This is a genomic window from Solibacillus sp. FSL W7-1436 (assembly GCF_038007305.1).
GTDB lineage: Bacteria > Bacillota > Bacilli > Bacillales_A > Planococcaceae > Solibacillus.
In genome coordinates this window covers 654960-678262 of sequence record NZ_JBBOWV010000001.1, presented here as the reverse complement: position 1 = coordinate 678262, position 23303 = coordinate 654960, and the positions used below count along the sequence as shown (strand labels likewise).

The window sequence follows — 23303 nt, the reverse complement described above, 5'->3', positions numbered from 1 at the left end:
AGCTATGATGCATTTTCGGCATCATAGCTCTTCCACTTAAAATAGAGGTGTAAAGCGAATGGCAAAAGGCGCAGGTAAAGTTTTAGCTCAAAACAAAAAAGCGAGCCATGATTACTTCATAGAAGAAACAATTGAAGCAGGGATGGTACTGACAGGAACGGAGATCAAATCCGTACGTGGTGCCCGTGTCCAGCTGAAGGAAGCGTATATTAGTGTTACGGGTGGGGAAGCATGGGTAAAAAATATGCATATTTCGCCATTCGACCAAGGGAACCGCTACAATCATGACCCATTACGCGAACGCAAACTGCTCTTACATAAAAAGCAAATCAGTGAACTGATCGGTGCTGTAAAGCGTGACGGCTATACGATTGTGCCGCTGAAAATGTACATTAAAGACGGCTATGCGAAGTTACTGATCGGTCTTGCAAAAGGTAAGAAAGATTACGATAAACGTCATGACATGAAGAAAAAAGAAGCGAAGCGTGACATGGAACGTGCTTTCAAGGATCGCCAGCAGTAAGCGGAAATCCGTTGTTTTAAACAGCATTTATAGATTGACTAGAAGAGATGTGTGAAACAAATTTGTTTATTTATGACACATCTCTTTTTTTCGCCAAAAAAAGTGGTTTTCAATCTAGAAGATGGGGGTACACAGGTAAAGTGAAGAAAAAGTAAGGTTGAAACTATAAAATTTGAGGTGTTTGGTCAATGGCATTAGCATACGTAGGGGGACTTCCACAAGTGAATGGTTTACGCAACGCAGAATTGGTCGATAAGATTGTCATACTAGTTGAAAAGTATAGTGTACATGCCGAATGTTTGGCATTGGTTGAGGATGTAATTGCCGATGAGTATCCGGACTATAATGGTATTTTCGAGCAGCAGGTCGGGATGCCGGTAAATGAATATATAACGAAAGTTCGATTACACAAAGCAGAAGGATTACTGGAAGATACGCAAATGAGCTTCAAGGAAATTTCAAAAATGATCGGGCTGAACGGTTACTTTGAATTTACACAGCTGTTTAAAAGGTTCCACGGTATCTCACCTGTAGACTACCGCAACCAGCTTTACAAACAAAGCTAAGAAAATATTGGCAGTGTACGAGAGAAGCAGAATTACTTGCATGCTTAGCCGTTTTGTCATATAATTTACTGTACTAGCCAGTGTGTATCTACTCATACGGTACACGTTTTAAAGAGCATAGCATTTCGCTCTTTTCCGAACTTAACTCGGGTTTACTACTACTCGGGGACGTTACGGATTCGACAGGGGTGGTTCAAGCTCTGGTCGCGCGTCGGAGGTCTCGTCTTCGTCAACAACGGAAGTTATATAATAACTGGCAAACAACAAAACTTCGCTTTCGCAGCTTAATAGCGCGTAGCACTCAGCCTGTCTATCGCCCATGTAGACTACGCTGGGTTCAACTTAAGTGGGATACGATCGTTGGCACCACCTGAGTCAACGGTAAGAGATTTCCAGGTTAGCGATTCGGACGCCTGTTTGTCGGCATAAGAACTCGCGAATTGCAAGTAGACAAACTACACGCGTAGAAGCCGGCGTATTGGAGCTTCTGGACGTGGGTTCGACTCCCACCGTCTCCATACTTACTATTCAATGACTATCATTGAGTGAGAGAAACCTTGATATATCAGGGTTTCTCTTTTTTTGTTTCTCAATGGTTGTCATTCATTTTCAAACCTCTCGGAGTCAAAACGGGGCTAAATTTAATCTTCTTCAAGAAACGAATCTAATTTATCTGGAGCAGCTTGAGCATTTTGTTGAGAAAAATGTGTATAGATATTTAACGTAGTTTGAATATCGTTATGACCTAATCGCTGCTGGATTGTCTTAAGATCTATACCAGCTTGGAATAACAAAGTACAATGCGTGTGACGTAAGCCATGATTAGAAATCAAGCGTAAATTATTTTTGAGAAGAAAATCTTTTAGCCAACGTGAAGGTTGATTTGGATTTATATAACCATTGTTAGTATTGTTAAACAACAGTTGCTTTTGTCCTTGGTGTTTATGATTAAGTAACTTTAATTGTTCCTCTTGAATATGTTTCCATTGAACAATAACATCGATAGTTTTTTTGTTAACGGATATAGTCCGACTATTATAGGTTTTAGTAGGGCCTTTATATAATCCGTTCTTACGTCCGTATTTAAGAGCTTTATTAACTAAGATAGTTTGGTTTGAAAAATCGATATCCTTCCAAGTTAACGCAAGGGCTTCACTTCTACGTAAACCAGCGTTACCTAATATCATAAAGAAAGTTTTTTTCTTTAAATCGGCTAACGACTCTAAGCAAGCTTCAAAATATTTATATTCTTGTTTAGAATAAAAATTGTCGCTTTCAACTTCCTCATCAGTCTCTAACATACGAGTTGGAGGTAAAAAAACTAATTTCATAGGATTTTTTTCAATGTATCCACGCATTTGAGCGAAGTCAAATAATTTTGAAGCATAGTTTTTAATCATTCGATATCGCTTTAAAGTTTTTCTCCATTGATTTACGCTTAATTGGCAGTCATCCACAGTAATCTTTTCAATTTTAAATTTCCCTAATTTAGGTAAGATATGTTTTGTGAAAATAATAACGGTTTTATCATAAGTAGTTTCTTGAACAGTTCCTTCATAGATATGTAACCACTTTTGATAAACGTCATTAAACGTTAAGGAATCATTTGTAGATTCCTCTAAATTTAACATCCCTTTTGAACGTTTAAAAGTTATATTAGCCAATGCCTCTTTTGCTTCTTTATGAGTTTTAAAACGCAATGTTGTACGTTTTTCTACTCCTGTTTTTGGATCCACTCCTAAATAAACTTTTACTTTATAACGAGTTTCTCCGCTTTTTAATGTGTATTTTTCAATTTTTGCCAAAGAAATTTCTCCCTTAAGCACTAAAGAACCTTATTTAAAAACTAATTTTAGTATTTCTAGTGCCCGTTTTTTATCCTCAGCTGTCAAAGATTTCTCGTTTATTGATAACGGATAACTAGAATTAAAAAACATTTCGAGTGGTGTAGAGTCTAAAGTGTTTAAATTGGGTAAGTTTGGATTTTCTAATAATTGATTTTGAATATCGATTAATCTGCTAGCATCTTGAATATATTTTTGTTCAGCATCAGAGAGGTCTTTTTCAATTAATGAGATATATTCTAAATTTGTAATAGACTTATTGATTCCAGGCGCTTCACATGGAAGAGAGAGTTGATTTGATGGAACCTTAGATAGTGCTTCTAATATATTTTTATACTGAGTAATTTTCTTTAGTGATTTTTTTAAAGCGGTGTTTAAATAATTTGCTTCAACAATAGAAGCCTCAGGGTTCTCTTCACTAATAAATTCTTCCACACTTTTACCTGCAATTTCCGCTATTCTTTTTAATTTTTGTTTATTTGGATTAGATTTACCATTTTCCCATGCATGAACATTACTCTTAGCAGTATTACCAATTAATTCTCCAAACTCTTCTAATGTTAAGTTTAAACTCTCCCGAAGTATTTTGATTTTCATTCCTAAATTTAAATTCATAATATCCCTACCTTTAAAACTATTATTACATAAATTATTTAAACAGCGATACAAGAAACTCATTGACAGTGAGAACATTTGTATATATTATCATTAATGTGAACTGGTTATCAAATTTATTAACTTGTTCTAAAAAAAGGAGGAAGCGATGATTAGTGAAGTTAAGCAAGATTTAGTAGATTTAGTTGAAAAAATGATTGTAGTTACGCTACAGAAAGAAAAGAAAGAAAAGGAGTGGATGAATTTAGGCGAAGCAGCAAATTATTTAGGTGTTTCTAGAAATACATTAAATAAATTAATTGCTAATCAAGATATTGAACTTTACGCAGTAGAAGGTATTAAAAGGGTTTCTCGAACTCAAATAGATGAGTTTTTAAAATCTAAGATAATTAAACGAGTATGAAGAACTCTAGAATTTATTTGAGATGGGATGTGACAATATGGACGAAGATGGATATAAAGAGGCAGAATTAGAAGAAAGTGCATTAAATTTTATTAAGATGTTAGAAGATGGATTGTCTACTAAGGAAAGCTTTACTGACACCGTAAGTAAGGTACGAAATTCTTTAGTATATAAAAATAATTCAGATCCTATTTTATTAACAGGTGCAGAAAATTTGGATATTATATTTAATGGATTAAAGTTAAATGAAGCAATCGCTTTTGATGAATTTACTAGAAAAAATTATCAAGTAAAACCTTTTCCATGGGAAGAAAAGCTGGAAAGTAAAAAAGAATTTACAGAAGAAGATTTTATAAACTTATCGTATGAATTAAATCGATTATTTGAATTTCAGCGGAAATCATTATTACGAGATGCAATTCAAGTACATGCTCGTAAAAATAAATTTAATATCGTTAAAGAATTTATTACTAAGGTTCAGTGGGACGGGACAAAACGAGTAGATACATTTTTTATCGATTACTTAGGAGTACAGGATAGTAAATACGTACGTGCAGTAACTAACTTATTCTTCCGTGCAGCTGTTGGCAGGGTTTTCCAACCTGGGATTAAGTACGACTATATGATTGTTTTGATTGGAACACAAGGGCTTTACAAGTCTTCTTTATTGCAAAAAATTGCTGGGGATTGGCATATACCGGGGCCACAGAATTTAAATGCGAAAATCGGTGGAGAGTTTGCAATCAGTGCTTGGATTATTGAAATCGATGAGCTTGTGGCTCTAACAAATTCATCAATTGCAGAAACGAAAACTTTTATTTCAAGAACATATGACGTTTTTCGCCCAGCTTATGGAAAGGAAGTAGTGAAGTTTGATCGAAAATGTGTTTTTGTTGGAACTACAAACGAATATGCATTTTTACGCGACAAAACTGGTAACCGTAGATTTCTTCCAATTTTAACTGGAGAAGATTTAGTAAAGCAAACCATTGATAAATTGACCCCAAATGAAATTTCACAATTATGGGCAGAGGCATATCAATTATTTATGCAAAATCCAAAACTCGATTTGTCCGATGAAATGAAAGTAGAGGCTGAACGAGTGCGAGAAAATCATATGTATTATGATCCAACTGAAGGGAAAATTGAAGAATATTTAAATATGCCACGTCCTGTGGATTGGGATAAATTAACCCCACAAGAACGTTTTGATAAATTCAAATTATATTTAGCGTTAGATGAAAATGACGTATGGGAAGGACAATTACCTATAGAAATTAGCCCGATTGAAATTTTTACTGAGTGCTTAGGGAAAATTGATAAGCCAATTAACTCTCAAGATTCAAAGTTAATTGGTCAAGCGTTATTAAATATGGGATGGGCATTAGGTAAACAAAAAAGAAAACGAATACGCCACTATGGTCAACAAAAATTATATTTAAAAATTAATATGAACAAAGAATCTCATGAACTTGACTATGAATGAACTTAAATTCATGAGAGAGATTATTTCCGCCAAAAAATAATCATGTTAATTATATAATTTTGTACGCTAAATGGAAAGACAATATTGTTTTGATGTAATGAAAAATTATTTTTTACTTCTATATTAGAGTCTCATGAATCTCACTAATGTTTAAACTGAGATCTATGAGATTCAATCTAACGATAAAAAAGTAAATTTACATATAGAAAGAAAATATTGTTTTGATGTAATAAAAATTATTTTTTTACTTCTATATTAGAGTCTCATGAATCTCACTAATGTTTTAAGTGAGATTCATGAGATTCATTCCAACGATAAAAAAAGTAAATTTATAAAAGGTAATAAATATAGTAACTATACATAGTGACTATGAAAAACCTTATTAAAACACCATTTATTGCCGTTTTACTAGCAAATATAAATTCATAGTAACTATACGTAGTTACTATAAAGGTGATGAATAATGGATTATTTTAATGAAAAACATAAATTTGATGAAAAAACTTGTGAGGTATTCACTGAAATTATTCAACAAGATAGCTTAAATATTAAAGTTCTTTATTACATCGTGCAGTGTCAACAAACAGGAATAAATGTAACAGTAAAAAGTATTGCTGATAATTTAAAAATCCGAAAAAGAACTGCTATAAAAAATCAAGAAAATAAAATAGTGAAATTTATAGATGAAGAAGGGTTAATTGAAAGAAAAAGAGCAGAAAAAATTGTAGAGCGGTTGGCGTATGCATCGTTAATCTATTTTGATATTCAGCGACCACATAAGTTCATTAAATTAACGCGTCGAGGGGTACAAATAGTATTCAATCTAAAACAAATGGAGGCTAAAAAGAAATGACTAAATCATTCATCACAAATAAACCTGCGCTAAATATGACGCTGGTAGGTTTTGGACAGGCCGGTGCTCGTATCGTCGATGTTTTTGCAAAATATCAAACGGCGGAAGGTGAGCAAACATATAATTGCCTAGCTTTGAACTCAAATGAAGGGGATTTTAAAGAATTGCGATACATTGATCCTAGCAATCGTATTAGCCTGGATTTAGGTGGGCTTGGCAAAAATCCTGAGAAAGCTGAGAAGATTTTAGCAAAAGATCAACGAGTAAAATCAATCATGCATAACTTTATCTCTAAAAAACTTCGTGTAAAAGATGATTTAGTCCTTTTTGTTGCGGGCTTGGGTGGAGGCACTGGAACCTCTACAATCGTTAAGACTATTGAAGATTTTTATGAGTTACATAATAAACCGATAATTCAACAGGTATTAGATAAAATGATTGCCCAAGTTGGGGAAGAGGTTTATAAGCAACGTGAAGTAGAAATTAATCAAAGAGCTTTTAAAGTGGCTGAAGAACAGTTTGTTAAGATTGGCGTTATCGCTTGTTTACCATTAGAACACGAAGGACACGATGTTTTGCGTCAAGTAAGCAAATTTGCCAACAAGATTTGGAAGTTAGCCAATGATCCAAAAAAAGGCGTATCGTTTGTCATTTTTCCAGATAATCAATTTTTCTATAATAACTTTAAACAATTGCCTCAAACTACAAAAGATAGTTTTGATAATTATCGCGATTACTCAAATTATGAAATCGCGAATACGCTTCATGAAATAAATGCCGCAGCTAATCAAGGGGGCACAAGTATTGTAATGGATAGTGAAGACCTAAAACGTGCTTTAACAGAGAGAAAAGGCTGTTTGTTTATTTCTAAACAAGAAGTACCTAGCACAGTTGTAGAGTCTGCCTTAGATATCACTAAATTATTTGAAAAAACAATGATGACGAATTGTATGCATGATCCGATTGAAATTCAATCAGAAAATGGATTCGCTAAGCTGTATCACATGGGCCTACTAGCTTCAATTGATTCAAAAAAAGATTATGGAAACGGTTCATTTATGGAAGCAGCAACTGAGGTAGCATATGAGCATTTGCCATTCACAGGAACTATCTTTAATGGCTATGTACAAGAGAAAAATGAATCTAAAGTTACAACGTATGTGTTTTACAAAGCAGATGCTTTGCCTAAACGCTTATCAAAAGGGTTAGCTCAGGAATACAATGAATATATTTCTGCTATTAAAGAAGCCAACTTTACGAGCGCAGGTATTGAAAAAATTGAAGAAAATAATCTGGATTTATTAGAAGAAGTTACGCTATCAGAGTTAGGATTAGATGATTTTATTTCAGCAGAGCCAGCAAAAGACGGAGAAGATCCTACTGATATTTTAGCAATCTTAGACGACTTTGATTTTACCTTTTAATTAAGCAGTCTCCTGAGTAAGCTCATGAGTAATCTAATGAGTTTATTCATGAGGTTCATAGTGAGTGTATAGATGAGTCAGATAGGCTGTCCTTAATGGGGGGCTTTTGATTGTAAAAGTCCCCATTAAGGGGATGAGTCAGCTCATGAGACTTAGACTTAGCTGTTAACTCATTTACAAGCCCTTTCGTGGCAAGGATTTACGCATATTTTAATTACCCTAACTAAATAGGTAGAAACAGCATCAAAGAGAGGGAATTTAAACATGGAAGTTTCTTATTTACAAGCATCAGAAATACGTGAAAAACTATGCAAGATTTTGTACTTTTGTAGAGGTGCAAATGCTATTGTTTTAACGCAGTATTTTAATGGGAGTTTAAACTATACTAAACAGCAGAAAAAACAGATTACTAATCAATTATTAAGACTAAAGGAAAAAGGGATTATTACTTCGAAAAAAATAGAAGAGAAAGATATGGGATCGATGTATTATCTCTCAACTAATGGTTTAGAATTAGTGCATCGATTATTAAATATTAACCCACTTCAATCGGGAACGATGTGGCAACAATACCCTTTAAATGAAATTTGCCATGAGGAACTAAAAGAATATGACATTGATACATATAAGCCTCCGATACGACAATTTGCACACCATCATTTAGTGCTACAATCGATTACTACATTATTCGGTAACGACTCTGATCTCCCTTCATATCCATTTAGACTGACGCTAGACGCTGTAGAGAATTACATTTGTAAGAATGAAAATAGAATGTTAAAACCGGATGTAGAAATTAAAGTTGATGATGAGATTTATACATTAGAAATTGATCGAGCGACCGAATCATACTCACAATTAGTGGCTAAGTTTAAAAACTATAAAGGTTATTTAGATTACGCAGTTAAAGAAAATGTAAAATCACCAATTACAAAAATTATTTTCGTTTATGATGATAAAAATTCCAACCATGGTGTAAGTCGTCGGTGGGAAACGATTATGAAGGCTTTTCTTGAAGGAATGAATATTAAAGATAATGTACGTAAATGGCCAAATGTAGAATTATTATTCGTTAAGTTAAGTGATTTACCAAAGTGTGTAAAGTATATACTTAGTAAAAAAATCGATAATTTGGATTATTTATGGAATTGTTACTATCTTGATAAGGTAGTGGAGCAATTAAATTCCAATGAAATGGAAGCTTTCCCTTTTGAAAATGACTCTGCTATTGTTTTAGGGGATAATAAATCGAAATTAATTTTCTGCTGTAAATTTCAATTTTATACAAGTGATTTTTATCGTCAGTTGATTAAGTTTCATCAAGAAGGAAAAAATGAATTTGAGTGTTTAGATTATCATAGTAAACCTGAAATTATCCCTCTAATTTTAGGGAATAAAAAATTAGAGAGTTGGATTTTAAATTTTAAAAATACAAATGTAGATTTAGATTTGCAATATAAAATAAAATATATTATAAAATTAACTAAATTCTATCAAGTTGAAGGTAAGTCCATCTTCAAATAATGCATACAAAACGCCAGCACTTTCGATAGATATACGTATCATTAAAGGAGTGTTATTCTTATGCCTACAACATATTAAACAATGTTCTCATTAATACATTTGGATAGTATCGCTACGTTCATTCAAAGACTTGTGTTCAATTCTATTTTCACTTTTTAGGAGATTAAGGTCCCTGGTAAAAGTATTAAGCAATATGTGCAAAATAGCCAACTATCAGAAAAAATCTAGATAGTTGGCTATTCGTCTCATTTATTTCATGCTTACTGCAAAAAAGGATTACTTGAAGACAGCTGAATAAATCTTATACTTCACTAAAAATCAATTGTTTTTCTTCTGGAGTTAGTCCGTATAACTCAACAACCTTGTCATTCAATTGTTCATGAAGAGAAGCGCTCTTTCTATTGAAATCTAAAAGTTCTTCTTTCTTGGCTTCAATGAATTCATACAGATTAAATTCATCTACTTGAGATAAAGACACTTTCTGCTTTTTTAGCTCTTTTAAAATTTCTTCGAAAGGAGTAATATACCACTCATTCAATTTTGGTGTTATTAATTTCAAATTGAACTTGCTTAAAATGAATCTGAGTACTCGTTCTTCGAACTTTGTTTCTTCCTCTGAATGTGCCATACTTGCTTTTACCAAGTGTATTTCGCAAGTTAAATATGAGCCAATTGTTAATTAAAATATGAGCCACTAAAAATTGCTCTGTTCGATCCATTCTTTCGTTTCTAAAATTCGATAGGAGCCACCAATCATGTTGATGATGTGCGCTCGATGCGTGAGTCGATCGGTTAAAGCTGATGTTAATACTGGATCGTGGAATACTTCTTCCCAGCGTTCAAACGTTAGATTACTTGTTATAATTGTCGCTGCTCGACCGGCACGTAACGATAAGTGCGTGAACAGAAGTTCTGCTCCTTCTTTATCGAATGAAATGTACCCGAGTTCATCGATGATGACTAAATCATACTTCTCAAATTTTAGTTCAAAGGAGCGCAATGTTCTCGCAGAACGGCTTTCCTTTAATTGATTCACAAGTGATGCTACACTTGTGAAATACACTTTATAGCCCGCTAAACAGGCTTCAATGCCTAATCCAATCGCAAGATGGGTTTTACCGGTACCAGGTGAGCCAATTAATAATACATTTTGCTTCTCCTGTATAAACTTTAGTTCCTTCAAATGAGGAAGGCGAACCGCCGCATTTTGCGGCAGTGCCTCTACATCTAATTCCTCTAATAGCTTTTTCTCTGGGAAGTTGGCTAATCGAATTCGATTAGCTTTTGCTCGCACGTATCGGTCCTCCATTTCCTGTTTTAAAGCGAAATAGAGAAAGTCAGCCGGGGTTGTATGTTGTTCAAATAATACTTCTTGTTCAAGTAAAGAACGAATACTTGGTAAACGTAATTCTTTACACATTTCAATCATCTCTTTTTGCTTGTCCATTAATGAACCACTCCTGTTCCTTTAGAATGAAATAATGCTGCTAATGAAGATAAATTATCTAAAGATTGACTGGTGACATCATCTTGGCCAGTTAAAACAGTACGTACTTCAGCTGACTGTTCTGCTAAGAAAATGATTTTTTCCGTTGTTAGATGAACCAAAGGGTTCTTTTCTAGTTCAGTAATGACTTCTAGTACTCTTGTTAGGCAATCTCGTTCTTTGACATAAACAAGTAGTTCTAGAAAATCTTTTTCATTTCCGATATAATAGCGGTGGTAGATATTTTTTATATCTTTTGGTGCTTGGCTCAAACATTCACTTTGGGCTAAGGCACCTTTTTTCTTTTCCAAGGTGTTTAAATAGTGGTAGATATTCATCACCCAGGCATGAACTTGCCAGCTTCGTTTATGCTTCGCGATGCATTCACCTTCGCTAAATAGAAGCACTTCCTCTGCACGAGCTTTTAACTTAATGTATTCTCCTACATGCCCCTCGGGTACAGAGTAGCGATTGTGACGGTAGGTAACCGTACTATATTTATCCACACGTAGCTCCACTAATTCTGCAGGGTCGAACGGTGCCGCTGTTAAACTGCCAGCTCGTTCAGCTTTTTCTTCCAACATCAATTCATGATGTGTTTTCTCTTTCAAATAATGAACGCGACCATTTAATTTTTCGATAATAGAAACTAAATACTCCTGTGCCTCTTCTAAAGAAACAAACGTATCTCGATGCGCAAATGCTTTGCGACGTATGTATTCCACACTTCGCTCCACATGGCCTTTTTCATTGCCTTTACGAGGCTGACAAAGTCGTATTTGAAAATGATAATGCAAGGATAAACTTTTCATACCGTCGGTAATAAAACGATCATAACCGATAAAGTTTTTGACAACTGTACGCATATTATCGTATGTAAAAACGTGTGGCACAAAGCCTAAAGCTTCGATACATTTTACGTGTGCATCCTGTACACAAACCATTGTTTCTGATTCGTAGAGTCGCGCAAAGCGATCGTTACTATAGGCTAGAGTAAATACGGCCATTGAAAAACTTCTTAGTTTTCCATCGATAAATAACTTTACTTCTCCCCAATCAAACTCAATTTCACGACCAACTTTAGGCTCTTGGCGGATGAATACTTCCTTTTGCTTCTTTTCCTCACGATTCACGAAATTGCGAACTGTCGTATAGCCGATTTTAAACCCTTCATCTAAAAGTTTGTCATGTATATCAATAATCTTTAATTGCTGCTTATGCATATTTACTTCACGCTTATTTTCATTCTGTTTCATCATCTCGCGAATACGCTTCATCACCGTATTTGTTAAAGCTCTCTTTTTTCCCTTACGCTTTTTATATGCCGGAGGCGTAACGTAATTATCTGTAATCGGTAAATTCCTTGTATCTTGTTGTCTTGCCGCTAAGTCTTGTTCGATATATTTCTTAACAGTATTTCGTGACATATTAAGCTTCTCTGCAATTTGACGCTGACTTGTATTGTGCTGGTAGTACTCAATCAATACCAATTGCTTTTTCTCCAAACTGATCACCTCTATATCCTCCTAACTTTTAACAGTTAGGATTATTTTGATATAAAGTGGCTCACATTTCAATTGCGTTTGTGGCTCAGTTTTAGCTTAACAAATACAACCAAGTTGCTTAATTCTGCATCTTTTGTTTCATTAGCATAAGGAATTTTGGACATAAACACAGTTTTAAATCGCTTATAACCGCCCCTAGCATCAGTAGAAATTAAGTTAAACAAGAAATTAAATACAGAAGAATTCAAGATAGCTAGTTCACGGTAAGGATCAGGCGCTTCCGTCCAGAAAAGTGTCATATCTAATATCTTTCCTTGTGTCAAAGCAAAACAGCTTCTGTTTGCGATATCTGGATAAGTAATATAAACCTTATCGAAAGAGAAGGACTTATTGATTTGTTGGTATTCATACCACTTTTTCGAACCATTAGCTAATCCATCCTTAATAATGGCGCGTTTTTCTAAATCCTCCTTATACTGCTCCAAATGTTGTTTAATTAAAGGATAATTTTCTATATCAACTAATTCAAGCTCACCTATTTCCTTATTTTCTATATAAGGAAATATGATTGAAAACTTGGAAATAACGTTATAAGGCTTTACATCTTTCCCGTTCAAATACGGTTTGATAATATCAATATTATTGGCATCAGCTTCAATTAATCTTGAAGCCTCTGTTTTAGTCAAGATATAAGCAGGATTTTTTCCTGTCTTAACTCCAGCCTTTGGTCGTCCTAAAACTTCTTCAAGAGTACTGTAGTTGGTTAAAAGTTTCTCATTCAGCTCATTAATATGATCTTCAAGAAAATTCCATACATCTGGCTTCATATTAGATTGTAGGAACGGTCGCCATTGGCGTTCAAAATAGGCATCAAGTGCCTGATCTAATTCATCAAAATAACAATATTGAATTTCCTGCTTCTCAACTTCCGCTTCCTTGTCCGCAATAAATATAGATGGATAGGCTATAATCCCTTTAAATACATCCAAATCGTCAAAATCCATAAAATAGTGGATGCGTGACTTGTTTAACAGAAAAGACCGCAATGGTTGTCCATAAGTAGTCGTTGTATATTTAGAAGAACAAATATACCCCATCTTACCGCCGGGTTTTAGTACTTGGAATGCTTTTTCAAAGAAATAAACATATAAATCTGCTCTGCCGTGATAGGTCTCATATTCTTTGCGCAGGTGAGCTTTAATCGGCACAATTAGCTCTTGACGAACATAAGGTGGGTTACCAATCACCACATCAAAACCGCCTTTTGCGAAAATGTGTTCAAAAGATTTATCCCATTGAAAAGGGTTATCGGAAAAGCTCGGATCGCTGACTACCGAATTCCCACATAAAATATTTTCATCCAATGATGTAAGGGGGTCGCGTTTGTTGGCTGTTTTTAGCCATAAAGAAAGCTTGGTAATCTCAACACTCTCTCTGTTTAAATCCACACCGTACAAATTATTCTTTAGGATGTGCTTATCCAATTCAAATAAACTAGGAAGGCCTGTTAATTCTTCAAGTTTATTGTTTACAGTTGTTCCAACTTGGTGCAAGAAATCAAATGCAGCATTTAAGAAGGCTCCAGAACCACAAGCTGGATCAAGAATTTTGATTTCACGAATCGTATCTTGAAGCTTGGTGTAAAAATCAATGTGTTGTTCGACCTTGGTTATTTTTTTTATTCTTTTGTTGTTTTTTTTCTTTTCGTATTCATCGAAGTCTTCCTCAGTAAGTTCTGGAAGATCTTCTTCACCCATATCTATACGCTTCTGCTCAATCCATTCACCCACAGTTTTTCGAACAATAAATTGGGTGACGAAAGTAGGAGTATAGAAAACCCCGTCTTTTTTCCGCTTGCTCTTGTTCTTGTCAAATTCTTCTCCACGTATTAGAGCTTTAAATTCCTCAATATCGGAGATGGATTGCTCAAAGATATGGCCTAGTAAATTCACATCAAGTTCTGAGTCAAAGTCATATTCCGCTATTTTTTCAAATAATGGAAAGAAGTCATCTTTGATGACCAAAGCATCCAAAATTACATCAGGTTTAAATAATCCCCCATTAAAACGATTAATGTTCATAGGTTGATTACCTTTATCAATGGAAGCAAATAAGTTTTTAAGTTGAGTCCAAATTCTTATTTCACTTATACCGAAATCTTGTTTGGCTGCAAGTACAACTTTCTTAAATACATTTTCAGGTAATAATTTCGAATCCTCGCAGAAACAAACAAAAATGAAACGGTCTAAGATTTTCTGTGTCTTTTCGAAGATAGTAATCTCATCAATCTCAGGGTTGTGCTCAGTTAGATGCCGATATAATTGAAGACGAACATTTTTATAGTCATAATAGAACTTCTCAGAAATAACTTCTTGTTCAGCTTCGTTTTTCACATACAACTTATCAATAGTAGATGGTTCGTCACGATTTATTAAATTCTCACGATTTAAAAGATAATAAAACTTTTTAAACAGTTCTTCGTCCGTGGCCATTTCACCCATAAAAAATTGTTCATACTCAGTCATTGTATTGGCATTATAGAGACGTATTTCCTTGAAGTTGGAAACAATCACCCACTTACAGTTTCGGTGCTTATACTGATAAGAAAATGCTTGTTCAACAGGGGATTGATTATTTTCGCGTTTTTGCTTTCTGTCTAAGTCCGTTCTTGCGTCTTTAAGCTCGATAACTACTCTCGTATCACTTATCGAGTCTGAATAGAAACCAAGGGAACCGTCAGCCACCGTTCCATCGACCTCTGTAGTTTTTTCCGCTTGTAAATGCCATAGACTTTCTCCAATACGTCCTTTGTATCCTAAAACTAATGTGAGTATTTGATGTAGAAAGTCTCCTTGCACAGATACCTCTTTTGTTTTATCGAGATTACTTTGTGTAAGGGAATAATTCCAATTTTTTATTACTTTATGTCGTTGATCAAATGCTTCAATATCTTCTTTTGCAAAATATTTAAGTTGATCCGCAAGGTATTTTCTATTGAAAATGTAATTCTGCATCTGTAGTCACTCCTTACCTTCTAATATACTTCCATTATACCGTTCTTGAAGAATGAACGGTCTTTTATACATTATACAGTTTTTTGGAAATTGGGATACTTTGTATTTTATAAAGGCATACCTTTAAGGAATGCCTTTTCTTTTACATTAATCCGTTTGTAAAGGCTCCATTTTTAATTTATAAACGTTTTTATAATTTCGCATACCTTTTTAAACATTTTATGGTGCTAAAATATTTCATAACTGATGGTGGTAAATGTTGTGAAAATAGATCGAATAGCAAATTTATCGAATGTAGATAAAAGGTGGGGTTATATGATAAAGAATGAATGGTATAACTTAACGGCAGATGAACTTAGAGAGGTTGTTAATAGTCCCAAAAATTCAGGAATTAAAGGTAGCATTTTAACATTTATAGTGGTTATGGTTAATGTGTTACCAGTATTTTTTAAAAATCCGGTGAAATTTACGAAAACTTATATTCATATTGTGTTAAGGAATTTTATTCAACGTTAATATTACTTTTGAAATGAAGGGTTCATAAGGAGTGTTTATATGCAGCTAAATCGATTAACGAAGCTAAGCCCAGAGGAAATGGTAGAACTTGCACAGTCTTCTAAAGATGCTAATATCAAATTTAAAATGGTAGTTTGGTTTGTACTTGTTGTTTTAAATGGCATACCGATTATCGCTAAACATCCAATACGTTTTATGCAGGGATACTTAACTTCTGTTATAAATGAACGATTAAATAACCGTTTATAAAATTAAAAGAGCTTATTTATTAAGTTCTTTCTTTTTATTTAAAATATTATCGCAATATTCATAATCTTCTGGTAATATATATAAGAACAAATGTTCTTAGGAGGCTATGTTATGAATTTACGAGAAACTATTAAAAAATTAGAAGAGGAATATACGGAGAAAGGTTTAAGTTTAAAAACAAAAATTGTTACTCAAGAATTAGGAATTCGTCTTTTGAAGGATTCTTCAGAGGTTTGGATGGCAGATTTTAAAAATCAATTAAAATTAAATTTTTTAGCATGTATTTTAAAGGAAGAGCAATATTTTAAAAATAATGGAGAGGAAAATTTTGCAACAATGGACTTAGTAACTTTGATTAATAAATATTATGATAATGATGAAGCATTAGTAGTTATTAAACAAATTATTTTAAATAGCAACTTTTTATCTGATACTTTTGATAATAATAATCCGTTTTGCGATGAAAGTAATGCTATTTTTGTATTTTCAGAAATTCTTGATAATACTTTGTTAAAACAATCATTACACCTATTGGATGTTGTAAAGTTTAGTGAATTTGTAAAAAAAGATAAAGTAGTTGAAATGCCGATGAAGAATTTAGAGTTTCATAATTCTAATGATGTAATTCAAGTCGAAGGTACAGAAAAAACGATGGAGCAATCAGACAGTTATGAGTCAAGCAACATTAGCGTACGTTAGGGTATCGACAAAAGAACAAAATATTGATCGCCAAATCACTAAAATGCTTGAACTTGGGATAGAAGAACGCTTTATCTTTATCGATAAAGCGAGTGGAAAAGATTTTAATCGCGAGCAATATCAAGTAATGAGAAGCATTGCTCGCAAGGGAGATTTAATCTATTTAGATTCTCTAGATCGGTTGGGTCGCAATTACGATGAAATAATTCAGGAATGGAAGCATATAACGCGTTCGATTGGTGCAGACATTGTTGTTTTAGATAATCAGACACTCTTTGATAGCCGGAAGTTCAAAGAAATGAATGAGCTAGGAAAATTAATGGAAGATCAGTTTTTATCACTATTAGCGTATGTAGCAGAGCAGGAGCGTAATAAAATCCTTGTTCGTCAAAAAGAGGGCATAGCAGCTGCTAAAGCTAAAGGAAAGCATTTAGGTCGGCCTGCGTTTAACTTGAATTCGTTGACTCCCGATACTCGAAAAAAGTTGGAAGATAATTATGAACGGTGGAGTAGGAAAGAGCTGACTAGTGTAGCATTTGCAAAATTACTTGGGTTAAAGAAAAATACATTTTATAAAATTATTGAGCAATATAAACATGAAATAGCAGCTGAAGTATAGCTGCTATTTCTCTTATTTAAATCTATGGGAAGAGGTAAGAACGTGTCTAATGAAAAGTTACAGGAAAACTTGGTCGTTGCTAAAAATATCAGTGATTATATAAATGCTATCGAGAAATCAAAGGGGTGGGTCAGTCATCGTAGTGGTATTTCACAAGTTGATTTTGACTGTTTATTAGTGGGAGAAGGAAACTTGAAAAGAGATATACCGAAAATAAATAAGTTGTTTCGAATTCAAGATCCTTACTATTTCTATAACGAGAAAATAAAATTACCCATGAGCCTTGAGAATTTAGAAGCAACCAGTCTAAGGAATTATTCTTTAAAAGGGGATAATACTGACAGCGAAGCATTTAAAAATACAATGTGTATTTTAGATGATGTTATAAATATGATTCATACATTGAAAACAGCGAAAGAAATTGGGTAAGGGGTTTATTACATAATAATACTTGTGGTCTTTTGATAAAGACTAATTAATAATAAATTCAATAGTAATAAAGCTTGATAAAAAGCTGTATGGAATTTTGGGTTTCCTTATTCCCCTACCGGACAATATCACTAAACAAAAAGGCTTTAATTATACATGTTAAAATTCAAGTGTGTTTTGTGAAGGAATGTACTATAGGGATAGTATAATGAATGAGAAATCCTTTTTTTATAAATGGAACAATGGGTGTGGGTAAGCAGCCCTAAAATAAGTCTAATTTACATAAAGTATGTTTTCCATGAAGTACTTTGACCACTTGTAAAATCCAAGTAAGATTGAATTTTAAAATATTGAAATTATATAACATTAAAAAGTCACTATGTATTGTATACAAAATGAAACAAATATGATAAATTAATAACAAATAAATAATAAAAAATATCGGGAATACCCCGCTATGACTTACGCAAACAGGTTACCATGCCTGTGTTTTGCTCTGTCGTGGCGGGGTTTTTTTGTTTTTTTAAAGGAGTTATATTAAATGGGGCGAAACCATTGTAGTTGTTATGAAAAAACTGAAGAAAGAATTGTAGGTATGCAACATACGGTTTTAGAGCTAATGTCATCTCGAATATTTGAATATATTAATGGAGGTAGATATGAAGATTGTTCGGAATTTATGGAAGAGTATATAAATCTGGTATGTTTACTTGAGGATATTTTGAATGATTTGAAGATGTAAGAGATATTATTATGTTGAAGCCCTGACCATTAGTTATCAGGGCTTTTTTATTATTAATTGCATGTTGGGGGCCGGGTAAATAGCTCAAGGACATTGTTCAGGCCCAATTACGTGAATTTACCTCTTTAAATCCAACGACAGGTAAGTTTGAAAATGTACGCGAATATCTGGATTTGCTTGGCAATAAAGAATTGTAAAAGCAGTTGTTCATAGAGCTTATAATGTGCAAGGCGACGACATCAAAATCAAAGTGTGGTCTTATAATAAAGTTTGATAATTAATAATTTAGTTTGATCATTTGTAAAAAAGTTAGATATAAAACTTTCCACAATCGGGCCATATTGTGGAGCAACATTTTTTTGGGGGAGTGTAAAAAAAAGATGCAGATTTATAACGATAAAAGAATGGCTATACAAGTTTTTATGCAAATTAAAGATCATACCGAGTAAGCAAAAAGCCCTTATATCAAGGGTTTAGGAGACTTGCATAAAATAGCGTATAAACAATGTTCCATAAAAAAACAGACAAACGTTGATTTAATAACGTTTGTCTGTTTTTTTTGCGTCCCCAAACTTCCATTTGGGAACGTTATTTAGATTTATTTTGCATACTTTATAAATCCTTGTTGCGTTTAGTTAAAGGTAATATTTCTTATTGAGATAAATGTTTGTAGTCTAATATCTCAATTTCGAAACCGTGATTACATTTCTGCTTATTAATCTTCTCACTATCACAGGACGGGGATATTCTTACCTTAACCAAATCTTCTTTAACATTTTCAACATTTTCATTAATGTCTTTTGAAGGAATCTCAATTCTTACAGTAACATCATAGGAATGATTCTCGTTGTAAGTAATACCAACAATCCTTTTCCAGTGCCAAATAAGGCGATTATCTCCTCCATACTCTTTGATAACTCTTTTATCAATAGTTGGGAAGATAATGTCTGAAATAATGTCCTCTGTTGTGACATACATTTCTTCTGCTTTTGGTATTGTTTCTGATTTTGCTACTTGCATAGAAGTAAGAATAATCAATATAAATCCTAATAAGACTAAGTAATGCTTAACCATCAACACTCACCTCTGGTTTACGTTTACTCCTTATTCTTCGTATCTTGTTACTTTTTATTCAATAAACCTATCTCGTTAGTTGAATAAAATAAAGCACTCAAAGCGTCCTTTGGGAACATTTCATTGAGATTCTATTTATATGTTACCTCCATTCAGAACGAGTGAATTGAGCAGTCCTCTTTAAAATGATGTCTCGCAGTGTCTCAGGGCGTTATTTTCTAATAAAAACAGCGACAAACACTGATTTACAGTGCTTGTCGCTGTTTAAAATGTTACCAAGCTTTGATTTGGGAACGTTTATTTGAATGGGATTGTATATACTTTTTGAATAAGAATAATTTTATTTTTCTAATACTATACAATATTGTTCTTTATAGTTTTCATGGTTCCAATTGTACATTTGTAACAGATGATGGAGAGATAATTCGTTATAATTAAACCTACTATACGGTATATTTAGTTCATTATCATCATGACCAATCCATACTCGCCATAATTCTATTATCTGTCCTTCTCTAATATTGTCTTTTAAGTAATCCAATAATTGCTTTACTCTTAATTCTGAATAGCTAAAATTTACTTCATAAATGAATGGATAGCCTGTATATTCACTTACATTATAATAACTGTCTTTTTTTATGACTAACTCATTTAAATCCTCTTCATTTTCAACAAATAATACTTGGGTATTCGGGTCCATCTTCTCCCAAGGCACCAATTCATGCGGTTTTATTTCTAATTCAATAGCTTCTTTGACCGTAATATACTTTGCTTTGGATTCTATTTCAGGCATTTCAAAATTTGTTGCTATAAATGAACAAGAGCTCATTTAAATACCTCCAAAATAAAAAATTTATAACATTATTTCACTTTTTGGATTTAAGTATAACATTCCCAAAGCATAGTTTGAGAACTTACCGTTCACAAGTAACCAAAATACGCCCTATTATAACAATTGAATAAGGGGTATTGGTCCCCAAAGTGTCATTTGGGAACGTTTACGTGAAATAATTGTAAAAAGAAAAAGGTCACTCCATTTAGAAATGACCAATTAGATAGAACGCAAAGGACTACTTGAACTTTTGAAGATTTTTGACCTTCATTGAAGCTACTTCTCCACAATTTGTACAAATAGTTAAAATTAATGGTGAACTTGAAAAATGCAACATATCATGCTTGATGGGTTTTACATTAGCCATAGAACCACCTAATTCACCTTGTGTAAAGGAATCATTATCACAAATCTTACAAACTAACTTTTCTTCCTCCAAAAAATCACCTCACTATACAATTTATGTAAATTATATCATAGTTGAATTAAAGTATCTTCGTGTGTTACACATTCCAAAACGTACCCAAACCGACGTTTGGTAACATAATTTTCTAGTCCTGTACTCAAAATCGTATTTGTGCTTCTTTTTTATGTAAGGTAGTAGACCACACGAATATGACGAACCCTTATTCCACAATCTGGGCGCGATTCTTCAATAAGAAGATCGCGTTTTTCCGTTATAGGGCCATTAAAGAAGCTACTGGATTATTTTTGAAACGAAAGCTATGAAACCCCGTCTAATTATAAAAGGAGGTGTGACTAAATGAAAAAAATAACAACGATTTTATCTTTTGTATTTATAACAATTATTTTATTTGGTTGCCAACAAAGTAATGACAAGAAGCTTGATAATGAGGTGTCCAACACAGATAAGCTGGAAACACAGGCCGAAGTCACCGAGGGGGATTTTACCTATCGACTTGTAACCAAAAAAGCAGAATATAGTGAAAATGAGCCGATAAAAATATACGCAGAACTAGAATATACAGGTGATAAAGGAGAAATTGAAATTTTCCATTCTACTTCTCCTTTTTCGTTTCCAATGGTTGAAACTACAAGAAATTATGAAATTGAATATGGAATGAATGAGCCGTTAATAAGTACGACATTAATTAAGGGGGAACCACTTCGAGAAGAATTTGTTGGCAGTGGAGGATATAGTTCCGAAGACAAAAATGAATATAAAGATTTCATGAAACGAGTTATGGATAAAGAATTTCCTGCTGGACATTATGTCGTAAACGGTATTGCAGATTTTTATATTAGAGTTTCAGAGGGGACTGAACCAGAGGAAAAGTATGAATTAGAAGCACAGGTAGGATTTAGTGTCATCAATTGAAATCACATTATAGTTATTCCACAAAACCAGCTAATAGTTGTCAAGATTTTTCGATAAAAATATTAAATCCTACATGATATACTAAAAAAGGGTACACCAAATAAGCCTTCCTCTTTAAAATTGGAAGGTTTTGTTTAATCCACTTAAATATACTTTTTAAACCGCATTTTGGAAGGCTTCTTTCCTTTTAAGTAGGGCATATATCCAATGTAAAAGCTTATTAGCACATGCAATGATTGCTACTCTAAATGGCTTTCCTTCTTCGCGTTTTTTATCGTAGAACTCTCGTAATTTCTTATTTCTAGGGAGTATTTCATCACTTGTTTTTTGCTTACGTGCATCTCTTATACCGCATTGTACAGCCATAAATAACGCTTGTCTTAACCTGCTGGAACCTCTTTTGGTTATACGATTGATGGAAGCAGTAAATCGACCAGAAGAGTAAACGCTAGGATCTATCCCGGCGAATGCTACTAGCTTTTTAGGATGGTTAAACCGTTCTATCTCTCCAATTTCAGAGATGATTGTTGCCGCAATCTTTTCTCCAACACCAGGGATAGACTGGATTATCTCATATTCTTCAATTTCTTTAGCGAGGGCATCTATTTCTGCTGCTAACTTTGATAGATGCTCTTGATATTGAAGAACAATGTTAATAAACATTCTTAGGTTAAAGATATGGCTTTGATACAAGTTGTTTTGAAATGGATTACGTAATGCAGCCTCTCTCAATTTAATTGCCTTTTCTTTTGCCCATCTTTCTGAACGGGTTGTACATAATTCCGCAATTTTATTAGTAAGTTCTGATTCGCTAACACTTAAAACCTCTTTGGAGGTTGGGAAGATGGATAGAATCTGTAACGAAATTTTTGAATAGAGATTTCCAAAGACACCTCTGTATTCAGGGAAAACCTGATCTAAGATGGACTGTAGCTGTAACTTTGTTTGTGCAGCTGTGCTTGATACTGTTTCTTGTTGTCTAGTGAGATTACGAAGATTTAAGAGTTGTATACCTCTCTTTTTATATGGCTCTAACTCTTCCTTGTAATACAATTCGCATAGATGATAGGCATCAATGGCATCGGTCTTTACCTTGCGTAAATTTGTACTTCTAGCTCGATGAGAGATAAGTGGATTAACAATAATATAGACGTATTGTTGCTCCTCCAAAAATTGAATAACGGGCATATGATATTGACCTGTAGATTCTAAAATAACCGAAGGTTGCTTACCATCAGCTAATTTCTCTACTTCCTTTAGAAATTCTAATAAACTATCTAAACCATCAAGAGTATGTTTAATACTAAAGCTCTTACGATATGGTTTGCCTTTATCTAAAAAGGCTTGAACCTGACTTTCTCCTTTTGAAACATCCAGACCAACGACTGGATTCATAATTACATCTCCTCCTAAAGAAAACTAAATTCGTCGGTAACCCCTATAGCTGCTTGTAATGTCATAGGTTCGCTTGTTAAACGGGATCCTTGTCCCAACCAGCTCGAAACATGTTTATACAAGTAGGGGGTGAACAGTTTTGCGGACGGGATCAAGTCCCACGGGC

The 23303-nt window shown here is 33.6% G+C and carries 24 protein-coding genes and 1 other RNA gene; 15 read left to right on the top strand and 10 right to left on the bottom strand.

What is annotated here, in order from left to right; genetic code table 11:
• The first annotated feature begins 58 nt into the window (after window positions 1-58).
• The 3 genes from smpB to ssrA all read left to right on the top strand — a co-directional run bounded on the left by smpB (window position 59) and on the right by ssrA (window position 1610).
• On the top strand, window positions 59-523 hold the full coding sequence (gene smpB / locus MKX73_RS03420) for an SsrA-binding protein SmpB (protein ID WP_251690278.1): 465 nt from the start codon (window positions 59-61) through the stop codon (window positions 521-523).
• 188 nt (window positions 524-711) lie between these two features.
• Window positions 712-1089, top strand: a complete 378-nt coding sequence (locus tag MKX73_RS03415) for a helix-turn-helix domain-containing protein (protein WP_340716306.1) — start codon at window positions 712-714, stop codon at window positions 1087-1089.
• Between the two features lie 164 nt (window positions 1090-1253).
• Window positions 1254-1610: a transfer-messenger RNA gene (gene ssrA / locus MKX73_RS03410) on the top strand.
• 120 nt (window positions 1611-1730) lie between these two features.
• Here the strand turns inward: ssrA and MKX73_RS03405 are convergent.
• Window positions 1731-2894, bottom strand: a complete 1164-nt coding sequence (locus tag MKX73_RS03405; protein ID WP_340716305.1) for a tyrosine-type recombinase/integrase — start codon at window positions 2892-2894, stop codon at window positions 1731-1733.
• 30 nt (window positions 2895-2924) lie between these two features.
• Window positions 2925-3548 carry a helix-turn-helix transcriptional regulator gene (locus MKX73_RS03400; RefSeq protein WP_340716304.1) on the bottom strand — a complete coding sequence of 208 codons (624 nt, stop codon included), beginning with the start codon at window positions 3546-3548 and terminating at the stop codon, window positions 2925-2927.
• Window positions 3549-3696: 148 nt separating this feature from the next.
• Here MKX73_RS03400 and MKX73_RS03395 point away from each other — a divergent pair, with 148 nt between their 5' ends.
• From MKX73_RS03395 to MKX73_RS03375, 5 genes are all read left to right on the top strand, one after another.
• Window positions 3697-3951 (top strand): helix-turn-helix domain-containing protein, encoded by a 255-nt coding sequence (locus MKX73_RS03395; protein ID WP_340716303.1) that lies wholly within the window; start codon window positions 3697-3699, stop codon window positions 3949-3951.
• Between the two features lie 37 nt (window positions 3952-3988).
• Window positions 3989-5437, top strand: coding sequence for a virulence-associated E family protein (locus MKX73_RS03390; protein ID WP_340716302.1), 1449 nt, complete (start codon window positions 3989-3991; stop codon window positions 5435-5437).
• A 463-nt stretch (window positions 5438-5900) separates the two neighbouring features.
• Entirely contained in the window at window positions 5901-6290 is a 390-nt protein-coding gene (locus MKX73_RS03385; protein ID WP_340716301.1) for a hypothetical protein, read from the top strand.
• Window positions 6287-7714 carry a cell division protein FtsZ gene (locus MKX73_RS03380; RefSeq protein ID WP_340716300.1) on the top strand — a complete coding sequence of 476 codons (1428 nt, stop codon included), beginning with the start codon at window positions 6287-6289 and terminating at the stop codon, window positions 7712-7714. The genes MKX73_RS03385 and MKX73_RS03380 overlap by 4 nt, the downstream gene beginning before the upstream one ends.
• Before the next feature lie 264 nt (window positions 7715-7978).
• On the top strand, window positions 7979-9238 hold the full coding sequence (locus tag MKX73_RS03375; RefSeq protein WP_340716299.1) for a replication-relaxation family protein: 1260 nt from the start codon (window positions 7979-7981) through the stop codon (window positions 9236-9238).
• Window positions 9239-9539: 301 nt separating this feature from the next.
• Here the strand turns inward: MKX73_RS03375 and MKX73_RS03370 are convergent, their stop codons facing one another.
• From MKX73_RS03370 to MKX73_RS03355, 4 genes are all read right to left on the bottom strand, one after another.
• Window positions 9540-9866, bottom strand: coding sequence for a hypothetical protein (locus MKX73_RS03370; RefSeq protein WP_340716298.1), 327 nt, complete (start codon window positions 9864-9866; stop codon window positions 9540-9542).
• A 66-nt stretch (window positions 9867-9932) separates the two neighbouring features.
• Window positions 9933-10685 (bottom strand): IS21-like element helper ATPase IstB, encoded by a 753-nt coding sequence (gene istB / locus MKX73_RS03365; protein ID WP_340716297.1) that lies wholly within the window; start codon window positions 10683-10685, stop codon window positions 9933-9935.
• Complete coding sequence (gene istA / locus MKX73_RS03360) at window positions 10685-12238, bottom strand: IS21 family transposase (protein WP_340716296.1); 1554 nt, start codon at window positions 12236-12238, stop codon at window positions 10685-10687. Before istA ends, istB begins: the two co-directional genes overlap by 1 nt.
• Before the next feature lie 59 nt (window positions 12239-12297).
• Complete coding sequence (locus tag MKX73_RS03355) at window positions 12298-15243, bottom strand: Eco57I restriction-modification methylase domain-containing protein (RefSeq protein ID WP_340716295.1); 2946 nt, start codon at window positions 15241-15243, stop codon at window positions 12298-12300.
• A gap of 261 nt (window positions 15244-15504) precedes the next feature.
• Between MKX73_RS03355 and MKX73_RS03350 the strand changes: the two genes are divergently transcribed.
• The 6 genes from MKX73_RS03350 (at window position 15505) to MKX73_RS03325 (ending at window position 18497) form a co-directional block, all read left to right on the top strand.
• Complete coding sequence (locus MKX73_RS03350) at window positions 15505-15759, top strand: hypothetical protein (RefSeq protein ID WP_340716294.1); 255 nt, start codon at window positions 15505-15507, stop codon at window positions 15757-15759.
• 39 nt (window positions 15760-15798) lie between these two features.
• Entirely contained in the window at window positions 15799-16008 is a 210-nt protein-coding gene (locus MKX73_RS03345; protein ID WP_340716293.1) for a hypothetical protein, read from the top strand.
• A gap of 111 nt (window positions 16009-16119) precedes the next feature.
• Entirely contained in the window at window positions 16120-16707 is a 588-nt protein-coding gene (locus tag MKX73_RS03340) for a hypothetical protein (RefSeq protein ID WP_340716292.1), read from the top strand.
• On the top strand, window positions 16679-17326 hold the full coding sequence (locus MKX73_RS03335; protein WP_340716291.1) for a recombinase family protein: 648 nt from the start codon (window positions 16679-16681) through the stop codon (window positions 17324-17326). Before MKX73_RS03340 ends, MKX73_RS03335 begins: the two co-directional genes overlap by 29 nt.
• Before the next feature lie 42 nt (window positions 17327-17368).
• Complete coding sequence (locus MKX73_RS03330) at window positions 17369-17755, top strand: hypothetical protein (protein ID WP_340716290.1); 387 nt, start codon at window positions 17369-17371, stop codon at window positions 17753-17755.
• 541 nt (window positions 17756-18296) lie between these two features.
• Complete coding sequence (locus MKX73_RS03325; protein WP_340716289.1) at window positions 18297-18497, top strand: hypothetical protein; 201 nt, start codon at window positions 18297-18299, stop codon at window positions 18495-18497.
• A 651-nt stretch (window positions 18498-19148) separates the two neighbouring features.
• Here MKX73_RS03325 and MKX73_RS03320 read toward each other — a convergent pair.
• The 3 genes from MKX73_RS03320 to MKX73_RS03310 all read right to left on the bottom strand — a co-directional run bounded on the left by MKX73_RS03320 (window position 19149) and on the right by MKX73_RS03310 (window position 20842).
• Complete coding sequence (locus MKX73_RS03320) at window positions 19149-19571, bottom strand: hypothetical protein (RefSeq protein WP_340716288.1); 423 nt, start codon at window positions 19569-19571, stop codon at window positions 19149-19151.
• A 340-nt stretch (window positions 19572-19911) separates the two neighbouring features.
• On the bottom strand, window positions 19912-20400 hold the full coding sequence (locus MKX73_RS03315; protein WP_340716287.1) for a magnesium transporter: 489 nt from the start codon (window positions 20398-20400) through the stop codon (window positions 19912-19914).
• Window positions 20401-20641: 241 nt separating this feature from the next.
• A complete protein-coding gene (locus MKX73_RS03310) occupies window positions 20642-20842 on the bottom strand; it encodes a hypothetical protein (RefSeq protein WP_339173200.1) in 201 nt (66 codons plus the stop codon).
• 324 nt (window positions 20843-21166) lie between these two features.
• Between MKX73_RS03310 and MKX73_RS03305 the strand changes: the two genes are divergently transcribed.
• The gene (locus MKX73_RS03305; protein WP_340716286.1) at window positions 21167-21742 is read left to right on the top strand and encodes a hypothetical protein; all 576 of its coding nucleotides are present in this window, start codon (window positions 21167-21169) and stop codon (window positions 21740-21742) included.
• A 156-nt stretch (window positions 21743-21898) separates the two neighbouring features.
• On the opposite strand, the gene MKX73_RS03300 is transcribed toward MKX73_RS03305, so the two are convergent.
• The gene (locus tag MKX73_RS03300) at window positions 21899-23137 is read right to left on the bottom strand and encodes an IS110 family transposase (RefSeq protein WP_340716285.1); all 1239 of its coding nucleotides are present in this window, start codon (window positions 23135-23137) and stop codon (window positions 21899-21901) included.
• Window positions 23138-23303: the final 166 nt, after the last annotated feature.